This window comes from Deinococcus deserti VCD115, from assembly GCF_000020685.1.
Taxonomy (GTDB): domain Bacteria; phylum Deinococcota; class Deinococci; order Deinococcales; family Deinococcaceae; genus Deinococcus; species Deinococcus deserti.
In genome coordinates this window covers 244,788-265,031 of the sequence record NC_012527.1, presented here as the reverse complement: position 1 = coordinate 265,031, position 20,244 = coordinate 244,788, and the positions used below count along the sequence as shown (strand labels likewise).

The following is a 20,244-nucleotide window of genomic DNA, read 5'->3' as shown; positions in this document are numbered from 1 at the left end:
CTGCACCCCGAACGGCAGTACAGTGATAAGGCACACCCTGATCGCTTCCGTTCTGTTGCCGTTCTTGAGTACATCCGGGAGGTCTAGGCATGACCACTATGACTCGGCATTCGCCTCTGGAAAGCGCCCAGGCGGTCGCCGCCCTGGTCCGCCAGCATGCAGCTGAAGGGGAGCGCACCGGATGCCTTCACCCGGAAGTGGTAGAGGCGCTGAAGCAGGCGGGTATCTACCGGCTGCTGCTGCCACAGGCTTACGGCGGCATTGAAGCGTCTCTGGCTGAGGTTCAGGACGTCCTGGAAGAACTCGCCGCAGCGGACGGTGCGACCGGATGGTGCGCCATGATCGGTGCGGGTTCCAATGCCTTCAGTGCCTGGCTGGACCCGGCAGGAGCGCAGGAGCTGTTTGGCCAGGACACACATGTGGTGTCCGCAAGTATGTTTTCTCCGACCGGAAGGGCCGAACGCGTCGAGGGGGGCTACCGGGTCAGCGGCCGGTGGGCCTTTGGCAGTGGCTGCCTGCAGAGTCAGGTGATCCTCGGCAACAGCGTCGTCACGCAGGAAGGTGAACCGCAGGTCCTGGAGAACGGATCACCTGAGACGATCATGACCTTCTTTCCCGCTGCCCGTGTGACCATCATTCCGCGTTGGGACGTGATGGGACTCAAGGCCACTGCCAGTCATGACTTTGAGGTGGAAGACGTCTTTGTGCCGGAGCAGCACACTTTGCGGCTCTTTTCTGACCCTCCCCGGCTGGACCGTCCGCTGTACCGGTTGCCCTTCCAGATGCTGCTGTGGCTGTGGATGGCGCCGGTTCCCCTGGGCATTGCCCGTGGAGCCCTGGAAGCTTTTACCACCTTTGCGCAGGGCCACACCCGGCTCGGCTCAAAGGAGACGCTCAGCGACCATCCCGGAACCCAGTCGAAATTTGCTCAGGCCTACGCCTCGTTTGCTGCGGCGCGGGCGTACGTACGTCACGTCTCGAGCCAGGCGTGGGACCACGCGGTCCAGGGACAGTCCGTCGCGCCGCAGCTGGTGGCCGAAGCTGGACTGGCGTCCCGCCACGCGACCCTGACCGCCGCACACGTGACCGAGACCCTCTACGAACTCAGCGGTACCAGCGCGCTGCGCTCGGACAGCACAGTGCAGCGGGCCTTCCGGGACGCCCACGCGGCCATGCTGCACATTGCCTTTGGCGCTGCCATCGACGAAAACTCGGGACGTACGCTGCTCAAGGCACAACCAGCCGGTCTGGAAGCGTAGGCCGCTCAGGGTGGCAGGATGATCAACAGTTCGCGGGGGCGTGACGCTCCTTCACCGAGAGCACTCTTCCGATGTGGGGCAACGGTCCGCGCAGATCATTGAGCCGAACCGTCAAAGGTCCTGAAGGCCCGTGGATCTGGCCAAGCCTTGTGGCGCGTGGATTCCTCCTAAAGACCAACATCACTGGCTCAAGGACTGTTAGGAGGATGACAGGCGAGACCTCACGTCCTGCTGTTGAAATGCCTACATGAACATCCAATCTCAGCCGGAACCTCAAACCAGCGAGGACCTTGAAGTCAGGAAGGCCCGGGTGCAGCAGGTGATCGACGCTGGTGGCAAGGATGACCTTTCCGAAGATGACTATGTGTTTGCCGTGAAAAACGCCCTGATCCTGGATGGTCAGGTGGAGGCCTGAGCTCCAGGAGATCCGGGTGGGCGAAACGGTCGAGGACATCTGTGTGGCCCGCAGCAGTTGAAGCACCTGGCCCAGTGCTGACCTGACTGTTGCTGGCTGGCGGCTGAACCTATGCCGCCAGAACCACATCATGGAGCAGGAAAGCTTCGTCAGGCTCCACATTCTACTGGCCGCTCCAAAGGGACTGCGGGGCCCATGCCTAGTGGTAGCAGGATACTGGAGCGTTCAATCCGGTCAGACAGAGGGCAAGGAGTGATCCAGGAACCTTGACCTGAGCAGTTACGCCGTCATCGCCTGCAGGTGATCTGCCAGGGACCTTTCCGGTCTGTCAGGTGCCGCTGGTCGGCACGCCACGGGCTTTCTCCTGAGGAAGTGCCTCACCATCTACCCTCCGGAACCCATGCGCCTTCTTGGCGGGCCATGCTCCCCACGCGCTAGAACAGCACAAGGGGGACAACGTATGAGGAAAGACCAGGAAGAGACACGCGATCAGACCCAGATTGATGTGAAGGTCAGGGTGCCGGATGCAGAAGCCAAAGAAGACAGCAGGCCGCGGGACGAAGTCAGGGTCACCCACCACCGAATCACTGTGGGTGAACGGGAGATTGCTTACACCGTCACGACCGGAACCATGGTGCTGGCCGAAGAGCAGCATTCCAAAGAGGGAGAATCAGAAGGTTTCAAACCTCGCGCCCAGGTGTTCTTTGTGGCCTACGCGTTGGACGGTGACCATGATCCGCGTGTGCGGCCAGTGACGTTCAGCTTTAACGGTGGCCCAGGCAGCAGTTCGGTCTGGCTGCATCTGGGGCTGCTGGGACCCCGCCGCGTGGCTATGGGCGATGCCGGCGCTCTCCTGGGCCCGCCCTACGACCTGACCGACAACGAGTTCACGCTCCTGACCCACTCAGACCTGGTGTTTATCGACCCGGTCAGCACCGGGTACTCGCGCGTGACCGAAGGACAGAAGCCCGGAGACTTTCATGGCTTTCAGAAAGACATTGAATCTGTAGGAGACTTTATCCGGCTGTGGACAAGCCGGGCTGGACGCTGGCTGAGCCCCAAGTTCCTGATCGGCGAGAGCTATGGCACGACCCGTGCTGCCGGGCTCAGCGGTTACCTGCAGGAGCGCCACGGGATGTTCCTGAACGGCATCATGCTGATCAGTTCCATCCTGGATTTCTCGACCGTGGACTTCACGCCAGGCCATGACCTGCCGTACCTGGTGCATCTGCCAACCGCAGCAGCCACTGCCTGGTATCACGGCAAACTTGGCCGGGAACGCACCCTGCCCGAAGTCCTGCGCGAGGCCGAAGCATTTGCGGACGGCGACTACGCCCGCGCCCTGCATGCCGGGGCCCGCCTCAGCCAGGAACAACGGGTGGAGGTTGCGCAGCGCTACAGCGACCTGACAGGCCTGAGTCCTGAGTTCGTCCTCCGCAACGACCTGCGTGTCACGCTTGCCCGGTTCTGCAAGGAACTGCTGCGGGACGAGGGCCGCACGGTAGGCCGGCTGGACAGCCGCTTTACCGGCATCGACCGGGATATGGGTGGTGAGAGCGGCGAGTACGACCCCAGCATGAGCGCTATTCTGGGCCCCTATACCGCCGCGATGAACCATTACGTCCGAGTAGAACTTGGATTCGAGTCTGATCTTCCCTATGAGATCCTGACCGGCCGGGTGCGGCCCTGGAGCTATAAGGAGTTCGAAAACCGGCATGTGCGCGTTTCAGACACGCTGCGCAAGGCCATGCACCAGAATCCGCATCTGAAGGTCCTGGTGGCCTCGGGCTACTTCGATTTCGCCACGCCGTATCACGCGACACGGCACACGCTCGACCACCTGCAACTCGATCCGAGCCTGCGGGGAAACCTGCGTGAGACCTTCTATGAGGCCGGGCATATGATGTACGTTGCGCTGCCCAGCCTGGAACAACAGGGGGCAGACCTGAAGCATTTTATCGGCTGGGCAAGTGGCCTGTCGTCAGCCCCCGAAAAGTCCTGATCACGACCGGAAGGATGTAGCTCGGGGTGCCAGGCTGATGGATGTGGCCTTGATGCTCGGAACAGTTGCTGGCCAGTGACCGTGAAGTCATGCCGAAGCGAGGACCTGAGCGGCCGTGCGCGGTGCAGGCGTGTTGGCCTGCTACGGCGCGGTGTTCTGCGCGCTGAGGCCGGACTCAGAACAGGCCCAAACAGCAGGACGGCGCTGGTGTCCTGAGCCTTATTTCCTTCAGGGCGGCGAAAGCGATCGCTTTTTCACAGTCCACAAATCAGAATGTTTTGCCACCGGATGGGCGCGCATCTCGAAGTTGGCCGCGCAAGGTCAGATTCAGCCCATGCAGAAGGCGGCCACTTGCAGAGGCCGCCTTTTGCACTTAATCGTCTTCTTCGTTCTCGTTCTCGCCTGATTCTTCGCTCTCTCCCTGCGTGGTGGTGTTTCCCGGCGATGTGCATGAAGTCACAGCGACCGGAAAGACCACGGCCCCAAAAACGAGAAGTAGGATACGCGCGCGGTTCATCAGCATAGGCGACCTCCTAGCTTAGCTTACGAAACGCGGCGCCCAGCAGGGTCTGAACAGGTGGCCGATCCTTCATCCAGCATCACTGCTCAGCGTGACAGGCCGTTACCTGCTGGGCAGTTGCCATTGTGTTCTAAAATGCGTCTGAAAACTGTCTAGGTGCAGGTTCTGTCAGCCTATGTGACCGTGTGACGGTAAGACGTAGGTGCTGTGGACATGCCTCGATCCACATACTCGAACGACCTTACAGATGCCGAATGGAACGTCTTTACGCCATTTCTCCCTCCAGATCGGCCTCCTGGTCGTCCGCGCAAGTGGTCACTGAGGGAAATCCTGAACGGATTTTCTATGTTCCGCGTGGTGGGACCGCGTGGCGGCTGATGCCGCACGACCTGCCACCGTGGCACGTGGCAGGCGGTCTATCACGACCATCGGCTGAGGAGGCTCCAGGGGATCTGGGAGAGGGTGCACACTACGTTGCGTGAGCTGAGCCGTATTCGTGAGGGAAGGGACACCATACCAAGCGTGGGAGTTATCGACAGCGAATCGGTCACAACCACTGACGCAGGCGGTCCTCGAGGGTACGACGGGGGAAAGAAGGTGAGCGGCCGCAAGCGTCATCTGCTCGTAGATACGACGGATTTGGTGATCGCCATCAAAGTGCATGAAGGGGACGTCCAAAGGCGGCGCGGTACTTGTGCGAACCTTGCCGAACGTGTTCCCCGCATGCAGCGCGTATGGGCCGACGCGGGGTACAGCGGCAAAATGATAGGGGACATCAAGACACACGTGGGCTGAACTTTGGAGATCGTCAAACGCCCGTGATTAGGCTGGCAGGGCACCTGGGCGCCAAGAGATGCACCTCCACGGGGAGTGAAGGTGCCGGCGGGATTCGTGGTGCTGAAGGGCCGTTGGGTCGTGGAGCGCAAGGTCGCCTGTCCAGGCTCACCAAGGCAGGTGAGTCAGGATTTCGAAGCCTTGCCGGAAACATCCGAAAAACCTCGTCTACGAAGTCATGACCAGCTTGATGGTCCGTCGGCTGGCCGCCGCGTGATGGCTCACAGCCCTACCCTTTCAAAACGCTCTTAACTGATCTGAGCGTAGGTCGATAGCGGTTTTGATGTCAGTGGGATACTGCTGGGGAGCAGCTTCGCGCTGCCGGCGCTACGAAGCAACGCACGCCAGTAAAGTGCTCATTCTGTTCCTCGGTGGCCTGATTCTGATGATGGCCCTGGTTCTCAGGCTGACCGCTCGTTGAGGTCAGAAAGGCACTCGCGCTGCGGCGACTGACCTCCCAGGTTGCGCTCGTCCAGGGTCAGTCGGCAGCTGGCTGACCAGCCGTCGCTGCGAGACGGATATCGCGCTCAGGGGTGAATCCCAGTGCGCTCAGGATATCCAGGGACAGTTCAAACCGGCAGGTTTTGAGCGGATCCACCACCTGACTGATCTGAAGGTTCCCAGCGGCGCTCAGAAGTCCAATGGCGTCTGCCGGGGACAGGCCTGTCCCAGCCTGAACAAACGCGCTCATCTGCTTGGTCGCCATCACGGCCGCCTCGTCCAGCGTCACCGCGCTGGCAATGGTGTACACGTGCGTATCGGTGTGCAGCATCGGCAGAGGCCAGCGGCACTGGGGCACGACCCTGACGCGCACGGTGACCCGGCCAGGGACCTCCAGCCCGCACACGCTGACTTCCCCGTCCCCCATGGCGGCATGAAGGTCTCCCATCGCGAGCAGTCCGCCTTCCACCTCGACCGGCAGCAACAGGGTCGTTCCAGCCTGAATCAGGCGGGTGTCCATGTTCCCCCCATGGGGACCGGGCGTGCCGTTGGGCACAGGGTCGCCTGCAGGTGCTGTCCCGATCACGCCAATCATGGGCTGCACAGGAATCTTCACCGCGCCCATAGTGATGTGCCCATCGTTGATGGGATACACCCGGACCGTGGGGTGCTCCAGGACGTCGCCTTCCACACCAAGTCCAGGACCCGTGACCATGACAGCCTGTGACCCGATTTCGATGTGCTGGATCTCCACGGCAAGAGCGTCGCCGGGCTGGGCACCCTCAACAAAAACCGGTCCGGTGGCGGGATTGACCCGGGTCCAGTCGAGGGTGACAAAGTCCGCTCCGGCATCCTGGATCTGGTCTTCAAAGCAGTCGCGGGTCTCAAAGGTCAGGACGCTGCCGTCAGGCACGGTCACGAGCGGCGCGTTTGAACGGTCCATCGCGTAGATCAGCCTCTCGGCCGGTACCGGGATAATAGTCATGATGTCTCCTTTTTGATGTCCGGATGATTTCCGGGGCGAGCTCTGGGTTACAGCAGCAGACTCTTGAGGACCACGACGGCAAGCACGCCACCCAGGGCGGTCAGGGCAGCCAGACTGACAGTGCGGTCTGTCGACCAGTTCCGGTGCACAACGGTCATGGCAGCAAACGCAGGCAGGCCCATCATGAACCAGAGGCCGGCGTCCGCCGCTTGCGGCCAGAGCATGCTGGCCAGCAGCACCGGCAGCGCCAGCCGGAAGCCCCAGGGAAATACCCATCCAGAAAGCACACCTGCCTCGGTGGTTGTTGTAGGCAGCTTCATGGTCAACTCCAGTACTTGTAGAGCAGCTGAACGGCGGTCAGCGTCACCAGTCCAGCAAAGAAGATTTTCAGTTCCCGGTCTGGAATACGTTTCTGCAGTCCTGCACCGGCCCGGGCGCCGATCAGGACTCCGAACGCGATCGCGCAGGCGAGCTGTGCATTCAGCAGTCCTCCTGCCTGGTAGATCAGCGCGTTGCCCACGGCGGTCAGACCCATGATGAACGTGCTGGTGGCAATCGCCTGACGGATCGGCAGGCCGCCCAGCAGGTTCATGACCGGCACCTGCACGGTGCCGCCACCGATGCCCAGCAGGCCGCTCATCACACCGGCAAAGGTCATGGCGGGCGGCACCAGACGGCTGGGTTCGCGTTCGACCTCCACGCGTTTGAGCCCACGGACAAGCGTGTACGCCGAGTACAGCAGCAGCATCGCGAACACGGTGGCGACCGCCCGCGCTGGCAGAACCAGACCCAGAAAACTGCCCAGCGCCCCGCCCACGATGGTGTAAGGGCTGAGCAGATACCCAGTCCGGGCGCGGACCAGGCCCTGCTGCAGGTAGGAGGCTGCTCCCGCCAGCCCCACGGCCAGCACACTGAACTGGCTGATCGCGACGGCTTGTCCGATGGTCAGAGGATGACCCAGGCGCGGCAGAAGGAATTCCATGGCGGGAACCACCACCACGCCCCCGCCCAGCCCCAGAATGGCCCCCAGTACGCCGGCCAGCAGACCAATCAGAAGGGTGGACAGCAGGATCAAAACGCTGCGGCCTGTCCGTCGGCGCGTGACTCGCTGCCGCCGCTGAGTACACCGGTTTTGGCGTCGCGCCAGATGATCTGGCCGCGACCGAAGGCTCCCGGGTCAAGCTGCACCTTCAGGTCATGACCACGCGCAGCCAGGGCGCGCGACAGGGAAGCGCCGAGCCCGTGCTCGACCTCGACCGTCTTGCCGCTGGTCCACTGCCAGCGCGGGGCGTCCAGCGCCTGTTGCGGATTCATGCCGTAGCGCAGGGTATTGAGAATCACCTGCACGTGGCCCTGGGGCTGCATGAAGCCGCCCATGACGCCGAAGGGGCCGACAGCGTGCTGGCCCTGTGTCAGGAAGCCTGGGATGATGGTGTGGTACGGACGTTTGCCTGGCGCCAGGGCATTGGGGTGAGACGCGTCAAGGTTGAAGTTGTGCCCGCGGTTCTGCAGCGCGATGCCGGTGCCAGGCACGACCACACCGCTGCCGAAGCCCATGTAGTTGCTCTGGATCAGGCTGACCATCTGCCCGTCCCCGTCAGCGGTCGCCAGATACACCGTGCCGTGTGACTGAGGATCGCCGGGCTCCGGGTTCAGCGCCTGCTCGCCGATCAGGGCGCGGCGTGCCGCGTGGTACGCAGGGTCCAGGAGCTGCTGAACCGGAACGTCGGACACGGCCGGATCGGCCACATAGCGGTGGGCGTCGGTAAAGCCGAGCTTCATCGCCTCGATCTGCAGGTGAAGGCCGTACTCGTCGTCGCGGGTGGGGGGCAGGTCCATCCCGTCGAGGATGCCCAGGGCGATCAGCGCGGCGATGCCCTGCCCGTTTGGCGGAATTTCCCAGACGTCGTGGTCCTGGTAGCGCACGCTGATGGGTTTGACCCATTCGCTCTGGTGTGCGGCCAGGTCCCCGGCGCGCAGCAGCCCGCCGGTGTCCTGAGCATAGGTGTCGATACGACGGGCAAGGTTGCCTTCATAGAAGTCTGCGGCTCCGGACCGGGCGATCTGCTCCAGGGTCGTTGCGTGGGCTTCGGAAGCCCACAACGCGCCGGGCGCGGGCTGGAAGCCGGATGGAGCAAACGTGTCGAGCCAGGGTTCAAACACCACGCCAGTGCGCTGCCGGTGGGCCTGAATGCCCCGGGCCCACCCGTGGGCAAGCACTGGAGACAGGGCGTAGCCACGCCGGGCGTATTCGATGGCCGGAGCCAGGACCTGCTCGAAGGGCAGCCGGCCGAAGCGGGCATGCAGGTCGGCCCACGCGCGCGGAGCGCCCGGAACAGTCACTGGGAGCCAGCCGTGGGTGGGCATTTCTCCGCCGGGCAGGGCGTCCATGTTCAGCAGCGCCGGGGAACGGCCCGAGCCGTTGAGACCATGTACCTCGCCGCTGTCCCACACCAGGGCAAACAGGTCACCGCCGATGCCGTTGCTGGTGGGTTCCACCACGGTCAGGGCGGCGGCGGTGGCGATCGCGGCGTCCACAGCATTGCCGCCCTCGCGGAGAATAAACAGCCCCGCCTGCGCAGCGAGCGGTTGACTGGTGGCGACCATGCCGTTGCGGGCGTAGACGGGTTGACGTATAGAAGGATAAGGTTGCATGACAGGCCCTTTTTGGTACGCAGAAGAATCAGTGGCGGGTTCTAGGATCGATGGCTTCGCGGAGGCCGTCGCCGACCAGGTTGAAGGCCAGCACGGTCAGGAAGATGGCCATGCCGGGGAACAGCGCCATCCAGGGCGCTTCCGACAGGTAACCGCGGGCAGCGTTAAGCATTGAACCCCAGCTTGGTGCTGGCGGCTGGATCCCCAGGCCCAGAAAGGACAGGCTCGACTCCGCCAGAATGGCGCTGGCGATAGCCAGTGAGGTCTGCACGATCAGCGCGCCGCTGATGTTGGGCAGAAGATGCCGCAGGATCAGCCGGCTGTCCCGGGCGCCCAGGGCCTGGGCGGCCTGCACGTATTCACGTTCGCGTTGCGCCAGCACCTCGCCGCGCGTAATACGGGCAAATGCCGGTGCGCTGACAATGGCAATGGCGATCATGGTGTTCTGCAGACTCGGGCCGAGGATGGCCGCCAGCGCAATGGCCAGAACCAGAAAAGGCAGCGCCAGCATGGCGTCGACCAGGCGCATGATGACCTCGTCAACCCATCCCCTGAAGTAACCGGCAAGCATGCCCAGGGCGGTGCCCGCAACCAGCGCAAGCGTCACCGAGACCAGTCCGGCGCTCAGGGAGACCCGCGCGCCGTACACCACCCGGGAAAAAATGTCGCGGCCCAGCTCGTCAGCCCCGAACGGGTGAATTCCGCCTGGGGCTGCACGCAGGTCGGAAAAGAAGATCTGACTGGGGTCGGCAGGGGCCACAACAGGTGCAAAGACCGCCAGCACACTGAAGATCAGCAGGATGACCGCGCCCACAACGGCGAGTTTATTCTTGAGAAAGCGGCGGACAGGTTTGCTCAGGCGCAATTTGGGCCGGGCAGCTGGTCGGGATAACGTGGATTGTTGCATTACTGGTACCGGATCCTGGGGTCGAGAGCGGCGTACATCATGTCCACCAGGAAACTCACGATGAACACTGCGATGGCGGAAACCAGAACTACGCCCTGAATCACTGGCAGGTCACGCGTGAATACCGCGTCGACCAGCAGGCGCCCGAAACCCGGAACGCTGAATATCTGCTCTGTAATAACGGCGCCGCCAAGCAGACCGCCGAGTTGCAGGCCGAATGCCGTTACCACGGGAATCAGGGCGTTGCGCAGGGCGTGCTTGAAGGTCACGCGTGGTCCGGAGACACCTTTGGCGTGCGCCGTTCGCACGTAGTCCTGAAACAGGGTCTCAATCAGACTGCCGCGCAGGTACCGTGCCAGAACCGCAGCCGAGTGCACGCCGAGCGTCACGGCCGGCAGCAGCAGCAGCAGCAGGTTTTTTCCTGGGTCCTCAAAGAAGCTGACGTAGCCGCTGGCTGGAATCCAGGCCAGGCGAATACTGAAAACATAGATCAGCAGGATGCCCAGGAAGAAGTTGGGCAGGCTGATGCCGGACAGCGCCATCAGGGTCAGGACCTGGTCCACCCACGTTCCGCGGCGGAGCGCACCCAGAATGCCGGCAGGTATGGCAATGACAAGGGCAATCAGCATCGAAAAGCCCGCCAGCTGCATGGTCGTGGGCAGTTTTTCGGCGACCAGGGAAGTGACAGTGGTGTTGTCTTTCACGCTGGTTCCGAAATCCAGCTGAATCACGTCCATCAGCCAGCGCAGGTACTGCTCGGGGAGGGGGCGGTCCAGTCCAAGCGAGCGGCGCAGCTCGGCAAGCGCTTCAGGAGTGGCTTCCTCACCCAGCAGCAGCCGCGCGGGGTCGCCGGGCAGCAGGTTCACCATGGCAAAGACCACCAGGGTCACGATCAGCAGGGTGGGAAGAGTGGAGAGCAGGCGGCGTAGAGCGAAAACAAGCACAGGCACTCCTTGTTGCAGGGCATCTCAGTGAAGAAAAAGGTGATGAAGAGCGTCCTCCGGCCTGTATTGGACGCTCTGGAGGACGCTCTTCATCGCAGGTACGCGAATGTTATTTGAGGTCGACGTCCTTGAAGCGAAGGATGCCGTCGGGAATGGGCTTCAGTCCGGTGAGGCCTTTCGCGGTACCCACGACGTTGTTCTGGTGGTACACATAGACGTAGGGCACTTCTTCGTTGATTTTACCCAGGGCAACGTTGTACGTCGCCACGCGGGACGACATGCTGGTCTGCGTCCGGGCTTTGTTCAGCAGCTGATCTACGGTCTTGTTGCTGTAGCCCGCCTGGTTGTTGGGAGCGCCGGTCGTGAAGAAGTCGTAGATGTTGCCGTCCGGGTCAGGACGCCCGCTCCAGCCCAGGACCAGGGCGTCATAGTCACGCTTATCAGCACGGTCAAGCAGCGTACCGAATTCCACCTGCTCGATCTTGGCGGTGATACCCGCCTGCGCGAACATGGCCTGGTACAGCTGGGCAAGCTGCGTCGGAACCGTACCGGGAGCAGTCAGCAGGGTGAAGGTCAGTGGTTTGCCGCCGAGCTTCTGCTTGGCAAGGGGAAGGTTGGGCTTGGGGATACGGGCGTTCTTGGCTGCGGCCGGGGTACCGGGCGCGAAGGGACCGTTGGCGGGCTCGACCGTATTGTGGAACACCACTTTGGCCACGGCCTCACGGTCAATCGTGGCCGCCACAGCCTGCCGGGCCGCCTTGGAGTTGAACGGCGCACGGGTCACGTTGAACCAGATTCCGTAGTAACTCAGGCCGGAGTAGTTCATGACGTTGAACTTGTCGTTCTTGTCCATCCTGCTGATGTCTTTGGGATCGATCGGGGTGATGACCTGAACGGCTCCGGACAGCAGGTTCGCAAGGCGGACATCGCCTTCCGGGAAGGGGCGGTACACCAGCTTGTCGATCTTGGGCTTGCCGTCCCAGTAGCTGGCATTGGCCGTGAGGGTGATGTTGTCCTGGCGTTTGCGGCTGGCGAACTCGAAAGCGCCGCTCCCTACGGGTGCGTTCTGGAAGTTTTCACCAGCTTTCTGAGCAGCGGTGGGCGAGACAATCATGCCGGCACGGTCACTCAGCACCCCGAGCAGCGGTGCAAACGGCTGCTTCAGCGTGATCTGAACGGTGGTCGGATTCACGACCTTGATTTCCTTGACGGCCTTCAGCTCGTTCTTGCGTCCGCTGTTTTCGAGCGTCATGTGGCGCTCCAGGCTGTATTTCACGGCAGCGGCATTCAGCGGCGTTCCGTCATGGAACTTGACGCCATCACGCAGGGTGAAGGTGTAGGTGAGACCACCGTTGGTGATTTTCCAGGACTTGGCCAGGGCCGGCACGATCTTGAGGTTCTGGTCCAGATCTACGAGCTTGTCGAAGATCTGATTCAGGACCTGACGGTCGACAAAAGCCGTCGAAAGGGTCGGGTCGAGGCGGGGTGGGTCGGCGTCCAGGCCAACGGTCACGGTCTGGGCGGCGGCCGTACCCAGCAGGCCAAGGGTCATCACAGCAATCTGTCTAAGCATCATAAGCTCCTTTTGACGAAGTCGAGGGGGTTTCAACGGCGGTGCGGACGACGGTTTCGAGGTGGTCCGCCATCGCCTGCCGTGCTTCCACGGGCGAGCGGTTTCCAATGGCGGCCAGGATGCGGGTGTGTTCGCGAAGCGTGATCTCGGGGTACTGGCCAGGCAGGGTCCGGGACCGCAGGTCCTGCATGACCTGTTGCAGGGTTTCGAGTACGCGCAGAATGACGGTGTTTCCAACCATCTGGGCGATCAGGGTGTGGAAAGCAATGTCGTCTTGCGAGAGCCTGAGCCCCTGCGCTGCGGTGACGTGCTGCTGACGAAGGCAGGCTTGAAGGCTGGCGATCTGTGCAGGCGTCGCACGCTCAGCCGCCAGCGCTGCCGCCTCGGGCTCCAGAATTCGCCTGAACTCGAGAAGATCCTGAGCAGTCTGAGGAAGACTCCGCAGCAGGCCCTGGAAGGGCAGTGACAGCGTCCTGCCTTCTGGGGAGCAGACAAAGGTGCCGTCTCCCTGCCGGACTTCAAGGACGCCAAGCATCTCCAGCCGGGTCAGCGCGTCGCGCAGACTGGCTCGAGAAACACCCAGCTGAACAGCAAGAACCCGTTCAGAGGGCAGGCGATCTCCAGTATTGAACTGACCGCTACGCACCACCTCAAGCAGACGGTCTACGACACTGTCTGGCAGCTTCTGTTTTTTGACAGGGCTAATAGTCAAGAGACACTTCCAGTCTGGAAAGATGGGCGCTTGGTCTTGTGGTCTAGTGGTCAGACCAACTGTGGAGATGCTGCACCTTAGTCCGGACGAGTCCTTCCTACTTCACTTTGTCTAGCCCTGTCAAAAAATCAAAATGGTCGCAAATGCTGCGTAGCCCTGAGGTATGCGAGGGATCGTTCAACTTTGTACCGAATACACAGCGCCGTTCAGATCACGGGCGTGCCTCGCAGAACCTGGGTTGCGTTCATTCCATCGCGGTGCTTTCAACGCATTTTCAGCTGTTCCTCAGATCCGTTTCCCAAAGCGGCCAGCGCCTGCTGCAGTTCACCGTGGCTGTGCAACAGACGGGCCGCTCCAGCGTCCGAGAGTTCTGAAGCGCTGCCAGCGTGCATGTGCTCACCTGCACACAACCCCCATACGGTGGCTCCTGCTGCCAGCCCCGCCTGGACACCAGGCACGCTGTCTTCAACCACCAGGCACCGCGTTGCCGGAACTCCCAATTGCTGTGCCGCCAGAAGGTACAGGTCGGGGAACGGTTTTCCCCGGCCTTCCGTATGCTCAGGATCATAGACATGGCCGTTCGTCAGGTCATTTAATCCAGCAGCGCGCAGCTTCAGGTGAAGGCGGTCGCGTTGGCTGTTGCTGACAATGGCGGTGGGCATGCCTGCTGCCTGCAGGGACCGGAGGGTATGTTCGGCCCCTGCAAGTGCACGGACCGTTTCAAACGCCTGGAGCAGCTGCTCATCCAGCCTGGACTCGAAACTGTCGGGCTTGGCCCAGCCATGCTCCGCATGCAGCCAGTCAAAGACGCCAGTCAGGGTCTGGCCAATCGAGCCTTTCATGAAGGCGTGTGGGCTCAGGTGCAGGTTGTGCTGCGCCAGAACGGCAATCCACACCTGGTTGGCAAGCACTTCGCTGTCGACCAGAACACCGTCGAGGTCAAACAGGATTGCACCGAAGGCTGGGAAACTCATGTCCCGCCACTGTACACGGCACTGGTGGTCAAGCGAAAAATGAGGTTTCCTGGAAACGCTCCACCCATGATTGTCAGTGGGGATACCTCTGAGGCGGCATGGTGCCCCAGAAGCCATTGAAGGGCCGCCCGGTATTCACGGTCAGCGTTCGACCAGCTTCAGGCGCCCACCCTCCCTGCCCCCACTTTCGGGGATTTTGCTTAAGACCCCATCAGACGCGAGTCGGCATCATGAGAGTTACCTATGACCACTTCCCGTCGTATGCCCCCCGCGCGGCAATCAGGTTCGTCACGAACCGGCATCCAGGTCATCAACCTGCTTCCCGTTGCGATGGGCGTCATTGCCGTGCTTCTTGCCCTCAGTTTTTTCGGCAGGGTAGGCCCGGCCCTGCTCGCGATCATTCTGGCGCTGATTCTGGCCACCGCCCTGAATCCGGTCGCCCGGTTCCTTGAACGCTGGATGCCACGTGCCGCTGCAGGGCTGGCCACCGTGCTGCTGGTGCTGGCCGCCCTGGCCCTGCTGGGGTTTCTTGCGGTTCCACCTGTCGTAACCCAGGTGGGACAGATTTCAGGCAGTTTGCCCAGCTCTGTTCCAGAGCTGGAAAAACGTATCAATGCTGCCATCGCAGGATATCCCTCCATTAGTGGGGCGCTGTCCGAAGACACTATTCACGGACTTGTTCAGCAGGCGACCACTTTTACGACCAAAGCAGCCCGCGCGCTACCAAACCTGGTGGGGACCGCGCTGGGCGGCCTGTTTCTCGCCCTGGTCACGCTGGTAATGGTGGTGTTTGTGCTGAGTAACCCAGTGCCGCTGGTCAACGGGGCCCTGGGTGCTGTTCCGCCCCGGCACCGCCTGAAAGCCGCCCGCGCCCTGGCCCAGATTCTCAAGCAACTGGGCGCCTGGGGCCGCGCCACCGTGCTGATCATGCTGGTCACGGGCGGGTTCATGGCCCTCGGGCTGATGTTGCTCGGTGTAGAAAACTGGCTCGTTTTCGGCCTTCTGGCGGCGCTGGGGGAACTGATACCCAACCTCGGGCCGATCGTGGCGTCGCTGCCGCCGATCCTGTTCACTCTGGCTGACGATCCGCAGAAAGCGGTGTATGTGGCGGTGTTCTCGCTGGTGTTTCAGCAGGTTGAAGGGTTCATTCTGGCGCCGTTCCTGCTGGGCGGTGCGGGAAAGCTGCATCCCCTGTCGGTGACTGTCGGCGTGCTGCTGTTCGGGAGTGTGTTCGGGCTGGTGGGCGCTTTTCTGACGGTGCCGTTTCTGATCATCCTGAAAGCGATGTATCAGGAGTTCTACCTGCAGGACGCTCCGGATATTCCAGATGCAGTAGCGATGGCGCTGATCAGCGGCAAGGTCGAAGAGCAGCTCGAGCGCGAGGAAGAGGAGCGTGAGGCGACGGTCAAGGCTGCGCAGGAGGCCCGCGACGCAGAACTGGTGCGTCAGGCCGAAGAGGGAGATCTGGACCTCGCTGAGGCCCTGGACGCGCCGGAGGGGAACGCCAGTACCGAAGGCCGTCAGCGGGCCGGGCAAGGACCAGAGTCCGTGTGAGGCGATCAGCGCCTTACCTGGAACTCTGGGATCTGAGGCAGACCAGCGCCCGCTGCTTTGCGGCTGAAAGCGCCCGCTGAGCCAAAGCTGATCAGTGGGCACAGGCCCTCGAGAAGACCTGAGCTCCGTATCACGACCCACGTTCCCATTCGTTCCGGGTGCAGCTGCCCACAGACGGTGCAAGCCTGAATGCACAACCATCTACAGCATCGGGGGGCCAGATATGTCTGGCCCCCCGATGCTGCAGTTGGCTTCAGGCTGTCAGACCGAGCCGGTCGGAACGTCGGTCCCCGCAGCAGGGGCTTGAATCGACTTCTGATACAGGTGGTTCATGCGGCTGCCGAACACGATGATCAGCAGGGTGGCAAGCATCAGAATCAAAGCGACTGGCCGCTCGAAGAAGCTGGCAAAGTTCCAGTGCACCTTGATGACACTGACCATGAAGTTCTGCTCCAGCAGTGGGCCCAGCACCATGCCGAGGACCACCTGTGCGAGCGGAAAGCCGCCGCGCTTGAGCACGAATCCGAACGCGCCCAGTGCCAGCATCACCCAGATGTCAAAGGGGTTGTTGTTGATGGCGTAGGCACCAATAACCGTGAGACCGAGAATAAATCCCATCAGCAACCGGAAGGGGATACGGGTGATGTACCCAGCGCCATAGGCCGCCAGGAGGCCCATGATGGGCATGATGACGACACTGGCCACGGCGAACGCCAGGTAGATCTGATTGACGAGGCCGCGGTTCTCCGTGAACAACTGAGGACCGGGAGTGATCCCTGCAATCAGAAACACTCCGAGCACGATGGCGGTCAGGGTGTCTCCAGGAATTCCGAGTGCCATGGCGGGAATCCAGGCGCCTGCCACAGCGGCATTGTTGGAGGCGGTTCCGGCGAGCACCACGGTTTCTTCCTGCCGCGTGACTTCTGCGCTGGTCATCTGTGCCTTGCGGGTGCGCATCCGTTCCAGGCTGCTTGACAGCCAGGCTGCCAGGTCGGAGCCGGCGCCAGGCAGGAAGCCCACGCCGGTTCCTACGAGGGAAGCGCGCATCATGGCCCCTCTTTCCCGCAGCATCAGAAGGCTGGGACGCACCCAGTAGTCGTGTTGAACTTTACGGCGCTGGGCACGCATATCGTCCGTACTCACGACTGCTTCTGTTTTCAGCACACCTTTGTAGGCCTGCTCAAGCAGTTCACTGATACCGAACAGGCCGATCAGCGCGACCACGTAGTTGATGCCAGCAAGCATGTTTGGCGAGCCGAAGGAAAAGCGGGCGTAGCCGAGGGTCGGGTCCAGCCCGACGGTAGAGATCAGCACGCCGATCCCCAGCGAGAGCGCGCCCTTGATCAGCTTGCCTTGGGTGGCAAAGATACCGGCCACCAGACCCAGCACAGCCAGCCAGAAGTATTCGAATGAAGAGAACTGTTTGGCAAATTGGGCGAGCAGGCCTGCACCGATCATCAGGATGACCACGCCGACCATGGCGCCGACAGCTGACGGCAGGGTAGCGACCCCCATGGCGTAGGCGATGCTGCCCTTGCCCATGCGGTTGATCTCGTCGCTGTACGCAGCGCTGGCGGCCGTACCGGGAATCTTGACTGTAATTGACCCGATGTCGCCCGCGAAAATAGCAGCGGTGGAAATGCCGATAACGGCAGGCAAGACCAGACTCGGATCAAGGAACAGGGCCAGCGGAACAAACAGGCTCAGGGCGAGCGTGGCGGTCAGGCCAGGAATGGAGCCGAACACGGCGCCAAACAGGCTGCCCAGAATCAGGGCGAGGAAGGATTCCCAACTCAGCAGATTGTTCATGACAGGGGTACTCCCAGCAGTTTGCCGAACACGCCGTACACCACCAGAGCCGTGAACAGCCCGACGCCTATTGACCTGGGCAGATCTGTGCCGATCAGCAGTGCAAAGAGCGCCGCCGCCAGCGCAATACCGCCCACAAGCGTGATGTACGGCATCAGCAGGGGCACCATAGCTGCAATCCCTACAGCTGCAAAGACTTTCAGCAGCCCCAGGCGCGAATCCAGAAAGGGAAGGCTTCCATGCGCCGAGCGCAGATCTTTAAGGGCTGAAATCGACAGAACAGCGCCCCCAAGAATCATGCCAGCCCCAATAAGACGGGGAAAAAGTGCTGGGCCGGGCGCGCCGTCCTCAAGCTGGGGAAATGAAGCGCTCAAAATCCAGGTGGCAATGCCACACACAATCAGAAACAGGCTGAGGCCCAGTTCCCAGGCAGGGTGCTCCTGCTGTTCCATACAGTCTCCCTTGAGATAGTCAACATGCGCAGTAAAAAGCCGGGAGCGTCAGCAGGTCGCGGACACTCCTCCGGCGGTACGGGAAGGGATCAGTTGCTGTTGATGAACTCTTCGACGTCCTTCATTTTTGCGGCCTGCTGGTTGAGGAACACCCGGAACTGAGCGGGGTTCTTATAGTTCACACCAAAGCCTGCGTTGTCCATAAACTTCTTGAATTCGGGAGACTGCATTCCGGCTTTGACCGCTTCGTCAAGCTTGGTGACCACATCGGCCGAGAGGCGGCGGGGGCCCACAACCGACAGGAAGGAACCGAACGACCAGTTGATCCCGCTTTCCTTGAGGGTCGGCACATTCTTGAAGTCAGCGTGCCGCTTGTCGCCCATGACAGCCAGCGTGCGCACCTCACCGCTCTTCACCAGGTTGCCTACCTCGGCGACGCTGACCGTGATGACGTCCACTCCGCCTGCAAGAAGCTCCTGGATGGCGGCGGCGCTGCCCTGCGACGGCACCCATGGCAGGGCGCTGTTCTTCACGCCGATGGTCTTGAGGAAGCCGGCGCGGGCCATATCCCAACTGCCGCCCTTTGCTGTCCCGGAGGCTTTGAGCTTGCCTGGGTTGGCCTTGATGTAGGTCACGAGGTCGCCGATGGTCTTGAAAGGGGAGTTCTTGGCGACGGTGATGGCAGCCGGGTTGATGCTGACGAGGCTGATGGGAGTGAAGTTGGAGATGGTCAGGCCGGACTGCTTGCCCCAGGAGGGAATCACCAGTTCCAGGGTGCCCATGCCGATGTCGTACCCGGTGGGTCGGGCCTGCGAGATGGCAAGGTGCCCGATGGCGCCGCCGCCGCCGGTACGGCTGACCACGGTGACGTCTTGACCAATGTGCTTGCTCATGGCCGAGGCCAGGGTCCGGGAAGTCAGGTCAGCGCTGCCGCCGGGTGACCAGGGCACAATGAAGTTGATGCCCTTGGTTGGATAACCCTGCGCGCTGGCAAGGCAGCAGAGGGACAGGGCGAGGGTAAAAGCAGTGCGTTTCATAGGGCCTCCTGAAAATGTGCAGCGGGGCACGGCTGGACAGCGCGCGGGACGACACAGGCGTCGTTTGTTCGCTATGCGAACTTTGTCTCGGTTACCGCACTATAAAAGCGCGTTCTTGAGAATGTCAATGGATTTGTTCAAACAGCATTATTCTGTTCGCTCTCCGCACAAAGTGCTAGAGTATCCGGACCCATGATCGCATCACCTCAAAGCGCTGACGGGAATCGTCTTGACGACGGTTCAGGTGACACTATTCAGGCCCTGGTTCGCGGTCTTCAGGTGATTCGCGCCTTCGATGCAAGGCACCAGCGGATGACCCTGACTGAAGTGGCCGGAGAAACCGGGTTGACGCGTGCCACGGCGCGGCGGTGTCTGTTGACCCTCCACCAGCTCGGGTACGTCTCCTGGGACGGGAAGTATTTCGGACTCACGCCAAAAATCCTGACCCTGGGCTACGCCTACCTCTCCTCGACTTCGCTGCCCACCATCGTGCAACCAGCCCTGGTTCACCTCAGTCAACAGACGGGCGCCTCATGCTCGGCGTGCATTCTCGACAGCACCGAGGCCGTTATCGTGGCGCGGGCGAGCCCTCAACGCTTCAACTCCACAGATCTGGGCGTCGGCAGCCGCCTGCCCCTGTACTGCACTTCCCTGGGCCATGTGCTGCTGGCCGAACTGAGTGACGAGCAGTTCGAGGCCTACCTGGACCAGACTCCGCTGGTGTCCCATACCGCCGCCACGCTGACCCAGGCTGAAGATGTCCGTGCGGCGGTCCGCCTCGCAGGTACGCAGGGTTTTGCGATCAATGCTGAAGGCCTGGAAACCGGCCTGCGCTCGATTTCAGTTCCCCTGCGCAACACGCTCGGCCATGTGGTGGCCGCCATGAGCGCCACTGTGCCGGTGAGCGTCGCCAGCGAACAGGAGATGCAGGACCGTCTGCTGCCGGTGTTGCGCAGCCAGGCCACATTGCTTCAGCAGATGCTTACGGCCTGACGCGAACCGTGCTCGTGGGGTCATTCACGCTGGATTTGTGTTCGCGAGGACCGAACGTAGGACTGGGCCAGCCACAAGGACTCTGTTACGTTGCCCTCACTCCACGCCTGTGCCCCACCGCAGACCACTTCAGGTCAGGGGCGAGTTCGCACCGTCCTGAAAGTCTCCATCCCAAAAT

Annotated in this window: 18 protein-coding genes; 6 read left to right on the top strand and 12 right to left on the bottom strand. The window is 61.9% G+C overall.

Features of this window, described 5'->3' with window-relative positions; translation table 11 throughout:
• The first annotated feature begins 89 nt into the window (after positions 1-89).
• The 4 genes from DEIDE_RS14485 to DEIDE_RS19650 all read left to right on the top strand — a co-directional run bounded on the left by DEIDE_RS14485 (position 90) and on the right by DEIDE_RS19650 (position 4,991).
• Positions 90-1,259, top strand: a complete 1,170-nt coding sequence (locus tag DEIDE_RS14485; protein WP_041227750.1) for an acyl-CoA dehydrogenase family protein — start codon at positions 90-92, stop codon at positions 1,257-1,259.
• Between the two features lie 247 nt (positions 1,260-1,506).
• Positions 1,507-1,674, top strand: a complete 168-nt coding sequence (locus DEIDE_RS19235) for a hypothetical protein (RefSeq protein WP_162485666.1) — start codon at positions 1,507-1,509, stop codon at positions 1,672-1,674.
• Positions 1,675-2,134: 460 nt separating this feature from the next.
• Positions 2,135-3,676 (top strand): S10 family peptidase, encoded by a 1,542-nt coding sequence (locus DEIDE_RS14480; protein WP_012694722.1) that lies wholly within the window; start codon positions 2,135-2,137, stop codon positions 3,674-3,676.
• 982 nt (positions 3,677-4,658) lie between these two features.
• A complete protein-coding gene (locus tag DEIDE_RS19650; protein WP_338032138.1) occupies positions 4,659-4,991 on the top strand; it encodes a transposase in 333 nt (110 codons plus the stop codon).
• A gap of 517 nt (positions 4,992-5,508) precedes the next feature.
• On the opposite strand, the gene DEIDE_RS14465 is transcribed toward DEIDE_RS19650, so the two are convergent.
• The 9 genes from DEIDE_RS14465 to DEIDE_RS14425 all read right to left on the bottom strand — a co-directional run bounded on the left by DEIDE_RS14465 (position 5,509) and on the right by DEIDE_RS14425 (position 14,221).
• A complete protein-coding gene (locus tag DEIDE_RS14465; RefSeq protein WP_012694720.1) occupies positions 5,509-6,456 on the bottom strand; it encodes an acetamidase/formamidase family protein in 948 nt (315 codons plus the stop codon).
• A 47-nt stretch (positions 6,457-6,503) separates the two neighbouring features.
• Positions 6,504-6,776 carry a hypothetical protein gene (locus tag DEIDE_RS14460; protein ID WP_012694719.1) on the bottom strand — a complete coding sequence of 91 codons (273 nt, stop codon included), beginning with the start codon at positions 6,774-6,776 and terminating at the stop codon, positions 6,504-6,506.
• 2 nt (positions 6,777-6,778) lie between these two features.
• Positions 6,779-7,531 carry a sulfite exporter TauE/SafE family protein gene (locus DEIDE_RS14455; protein WP_012694718.1) on the bottom strand — a complete coding sequence of 251 codons (753 nt, stop codon included), beginning with the start codon at positions 7,529-7,531 and terminating at the stop codon, positions 6,779-6,781.
• Positions 7,528-9,111 carry a gamma-glutamyltransferase family protein gene (locus tag DEIDE_RS14450; protein ID WP_012694717.1) on the bottom strand — a complete coding sequence of 528 codons (1,584 nt, stop codon included), beginning with the start codon at positions 9,109-9,111 and terminating at the stop codon, positions 7,528-7,530. The genes DEIDE_RS14455 and DEIDE_RS14450 overlap by 4 nt, the downstream gene beginning before the upstream one ends.
• 28 nt (positions 9,112-9,139) lie before the next feature.
• Positions 9,140-10,018: an ABC transporter permease gene (locus tag DEIDE_RS14445; RefSeq protein WP_012694716.1), complete on the bottom strand. Its 879-nt coding sequence runs from the start codon at positions 10,016-10,018 to the stop codon at positions 9,140-9,142.
• Positions 10,018-10,962: an ABC transporter permease gene (locus tag DEIDE_RS14440; RefSeq protein WP_012694715.1), complete on the bottom strand. Its 945-nt coding sequence runs from the start codon at positions 10,960-10,962 to the stop codon at positions 10,018-10,020. The genes DEIDE_RS14445 and DEIDE_RS14440 overlap by 1 nt, the downstream gene beginning before the upstream one ends.
• 109 nt (positions 10,963-11,071) lie before the next feature.
• A complete protein-coding gene (locus DEIDE_RS14435) occupies positions 11,072-12,538 on the bottom strand; it encodes an ABC transporter substrate-binding protein (RefSeq protein ID WP_012694714.1) in 1,467 nt (488 codons plus the stop codon).
• Positions 12,528-13,247: a FadR/GntR family transcriptional regulator gene (locus DEIDE_RS14430; protein ID WP_012694713.1), complete on the bottom strand. Its 720-nt coding sequence runs from the start codon at positions 13,245-13,247 to the stop codon at positions 12,528-12,530. Before DEIDE_RS14430 ends, DEIDE_RS14435 begins: the two co-directional genes overlap by 11 nt.
• A 263-nt stretch (positions 13,248-13,510) precedes the next feature.
• On the bottom strand, positions 13,511-14,221 hold the full coding sequence (locus DEIDE_RS14425; RefSeq protein WP_012694712.1) for an HAD family hydrolase: 711 nt from the start codon (positions 14,219-14,221) through the stop codon (positions 13,511-13,513).
• A 243-nt stretch (positions 14,222-14,464) separates the two neighbouring features.
• Here DEIDE_RS14425 and DEIDE_RS14420 point away from each other — a divergent pair, with 243 nt between their 5' ends.
• Positions 14,465-15,775 carry an AI-2E family transporter gene (locus tag DEIDE_RS14420; RefSeq protein ID WP_162485665.1) on the top strand — a complete coding sequence of 437 codons (1,311 nt, stop codon included), beginning with the start codon at positions 14,465-14,467 and terminating at the stop codon, positions 15,773-15,775.
• Between the two features lie 261 nt (positions 15,776-16,036).
• On the opposite strand, the gene DEIDE_RS14415 is transcribed toward DEIDE_RS14420, so the two are convergent.
• The 3 genes from DEIDE_RS14415 to DEIDE_RS14405 form a co-directional block, all read right to left on the bottom strand.
• Positions 16,037-17,584: a tripartite tricarboxylate transporter permease gene (locus DEIDE_RS14415; protein WP_012694710.1), complete on the bottom strand. Its 1,548-nt coding sequence runs from the start codon at positions 17,582-17,584 to the stop codon at positions 16,037-16,039.
• The gene (locus DEIDE_RS18200) at positions 17,581-18,036 is read right to left on the bottom strand and encodes a tripartite tricarboxylate transporter TctB family protein (protein WP_012694709.1); all 456 of its coding nucleotides are present in this window, start codon (positions 18,034-18,036) and stop codon (positions 17,581-17,583) included. The genes DEIDE_RS14415 and DEIDE_RS18200 overlap by 4 nt, the downstream gene beginning before the upstream one ends.
• A gap of 89 nt (positions 18,037-18,125) precedes the next feature.
• Positions 18,126-19,073, bottom strand: a complete 948-nt coding sequence (locus DEIDE_RS14405) for a tripartite tricarboxylate transporter substrate binding protein (protein WP_012694708.1) — start codon at positions 19,071-19,073, stop codon at positions 18,126-18,128.
• 192 nt (positions 19,074-19,265) lie between these two features.
• On the opposite strand from DEIDE_RS14405, the gene DEIDE_RS14400 reads away from it, so the two are divergent.
• Complete coding sequence (locus DEIDE_RS14400; protein ID WP_012694707.1) at positions 19,266-20,066, top strand: IclR family transcriptional regulator domain-containing protein; 801 nt, start codon at positions 19,266-19,268, stop codon at positions 20,064-20,066.
• The last annotated feature ends 178 nt before the right edge of the window (positions 20,067-20,244 follow it).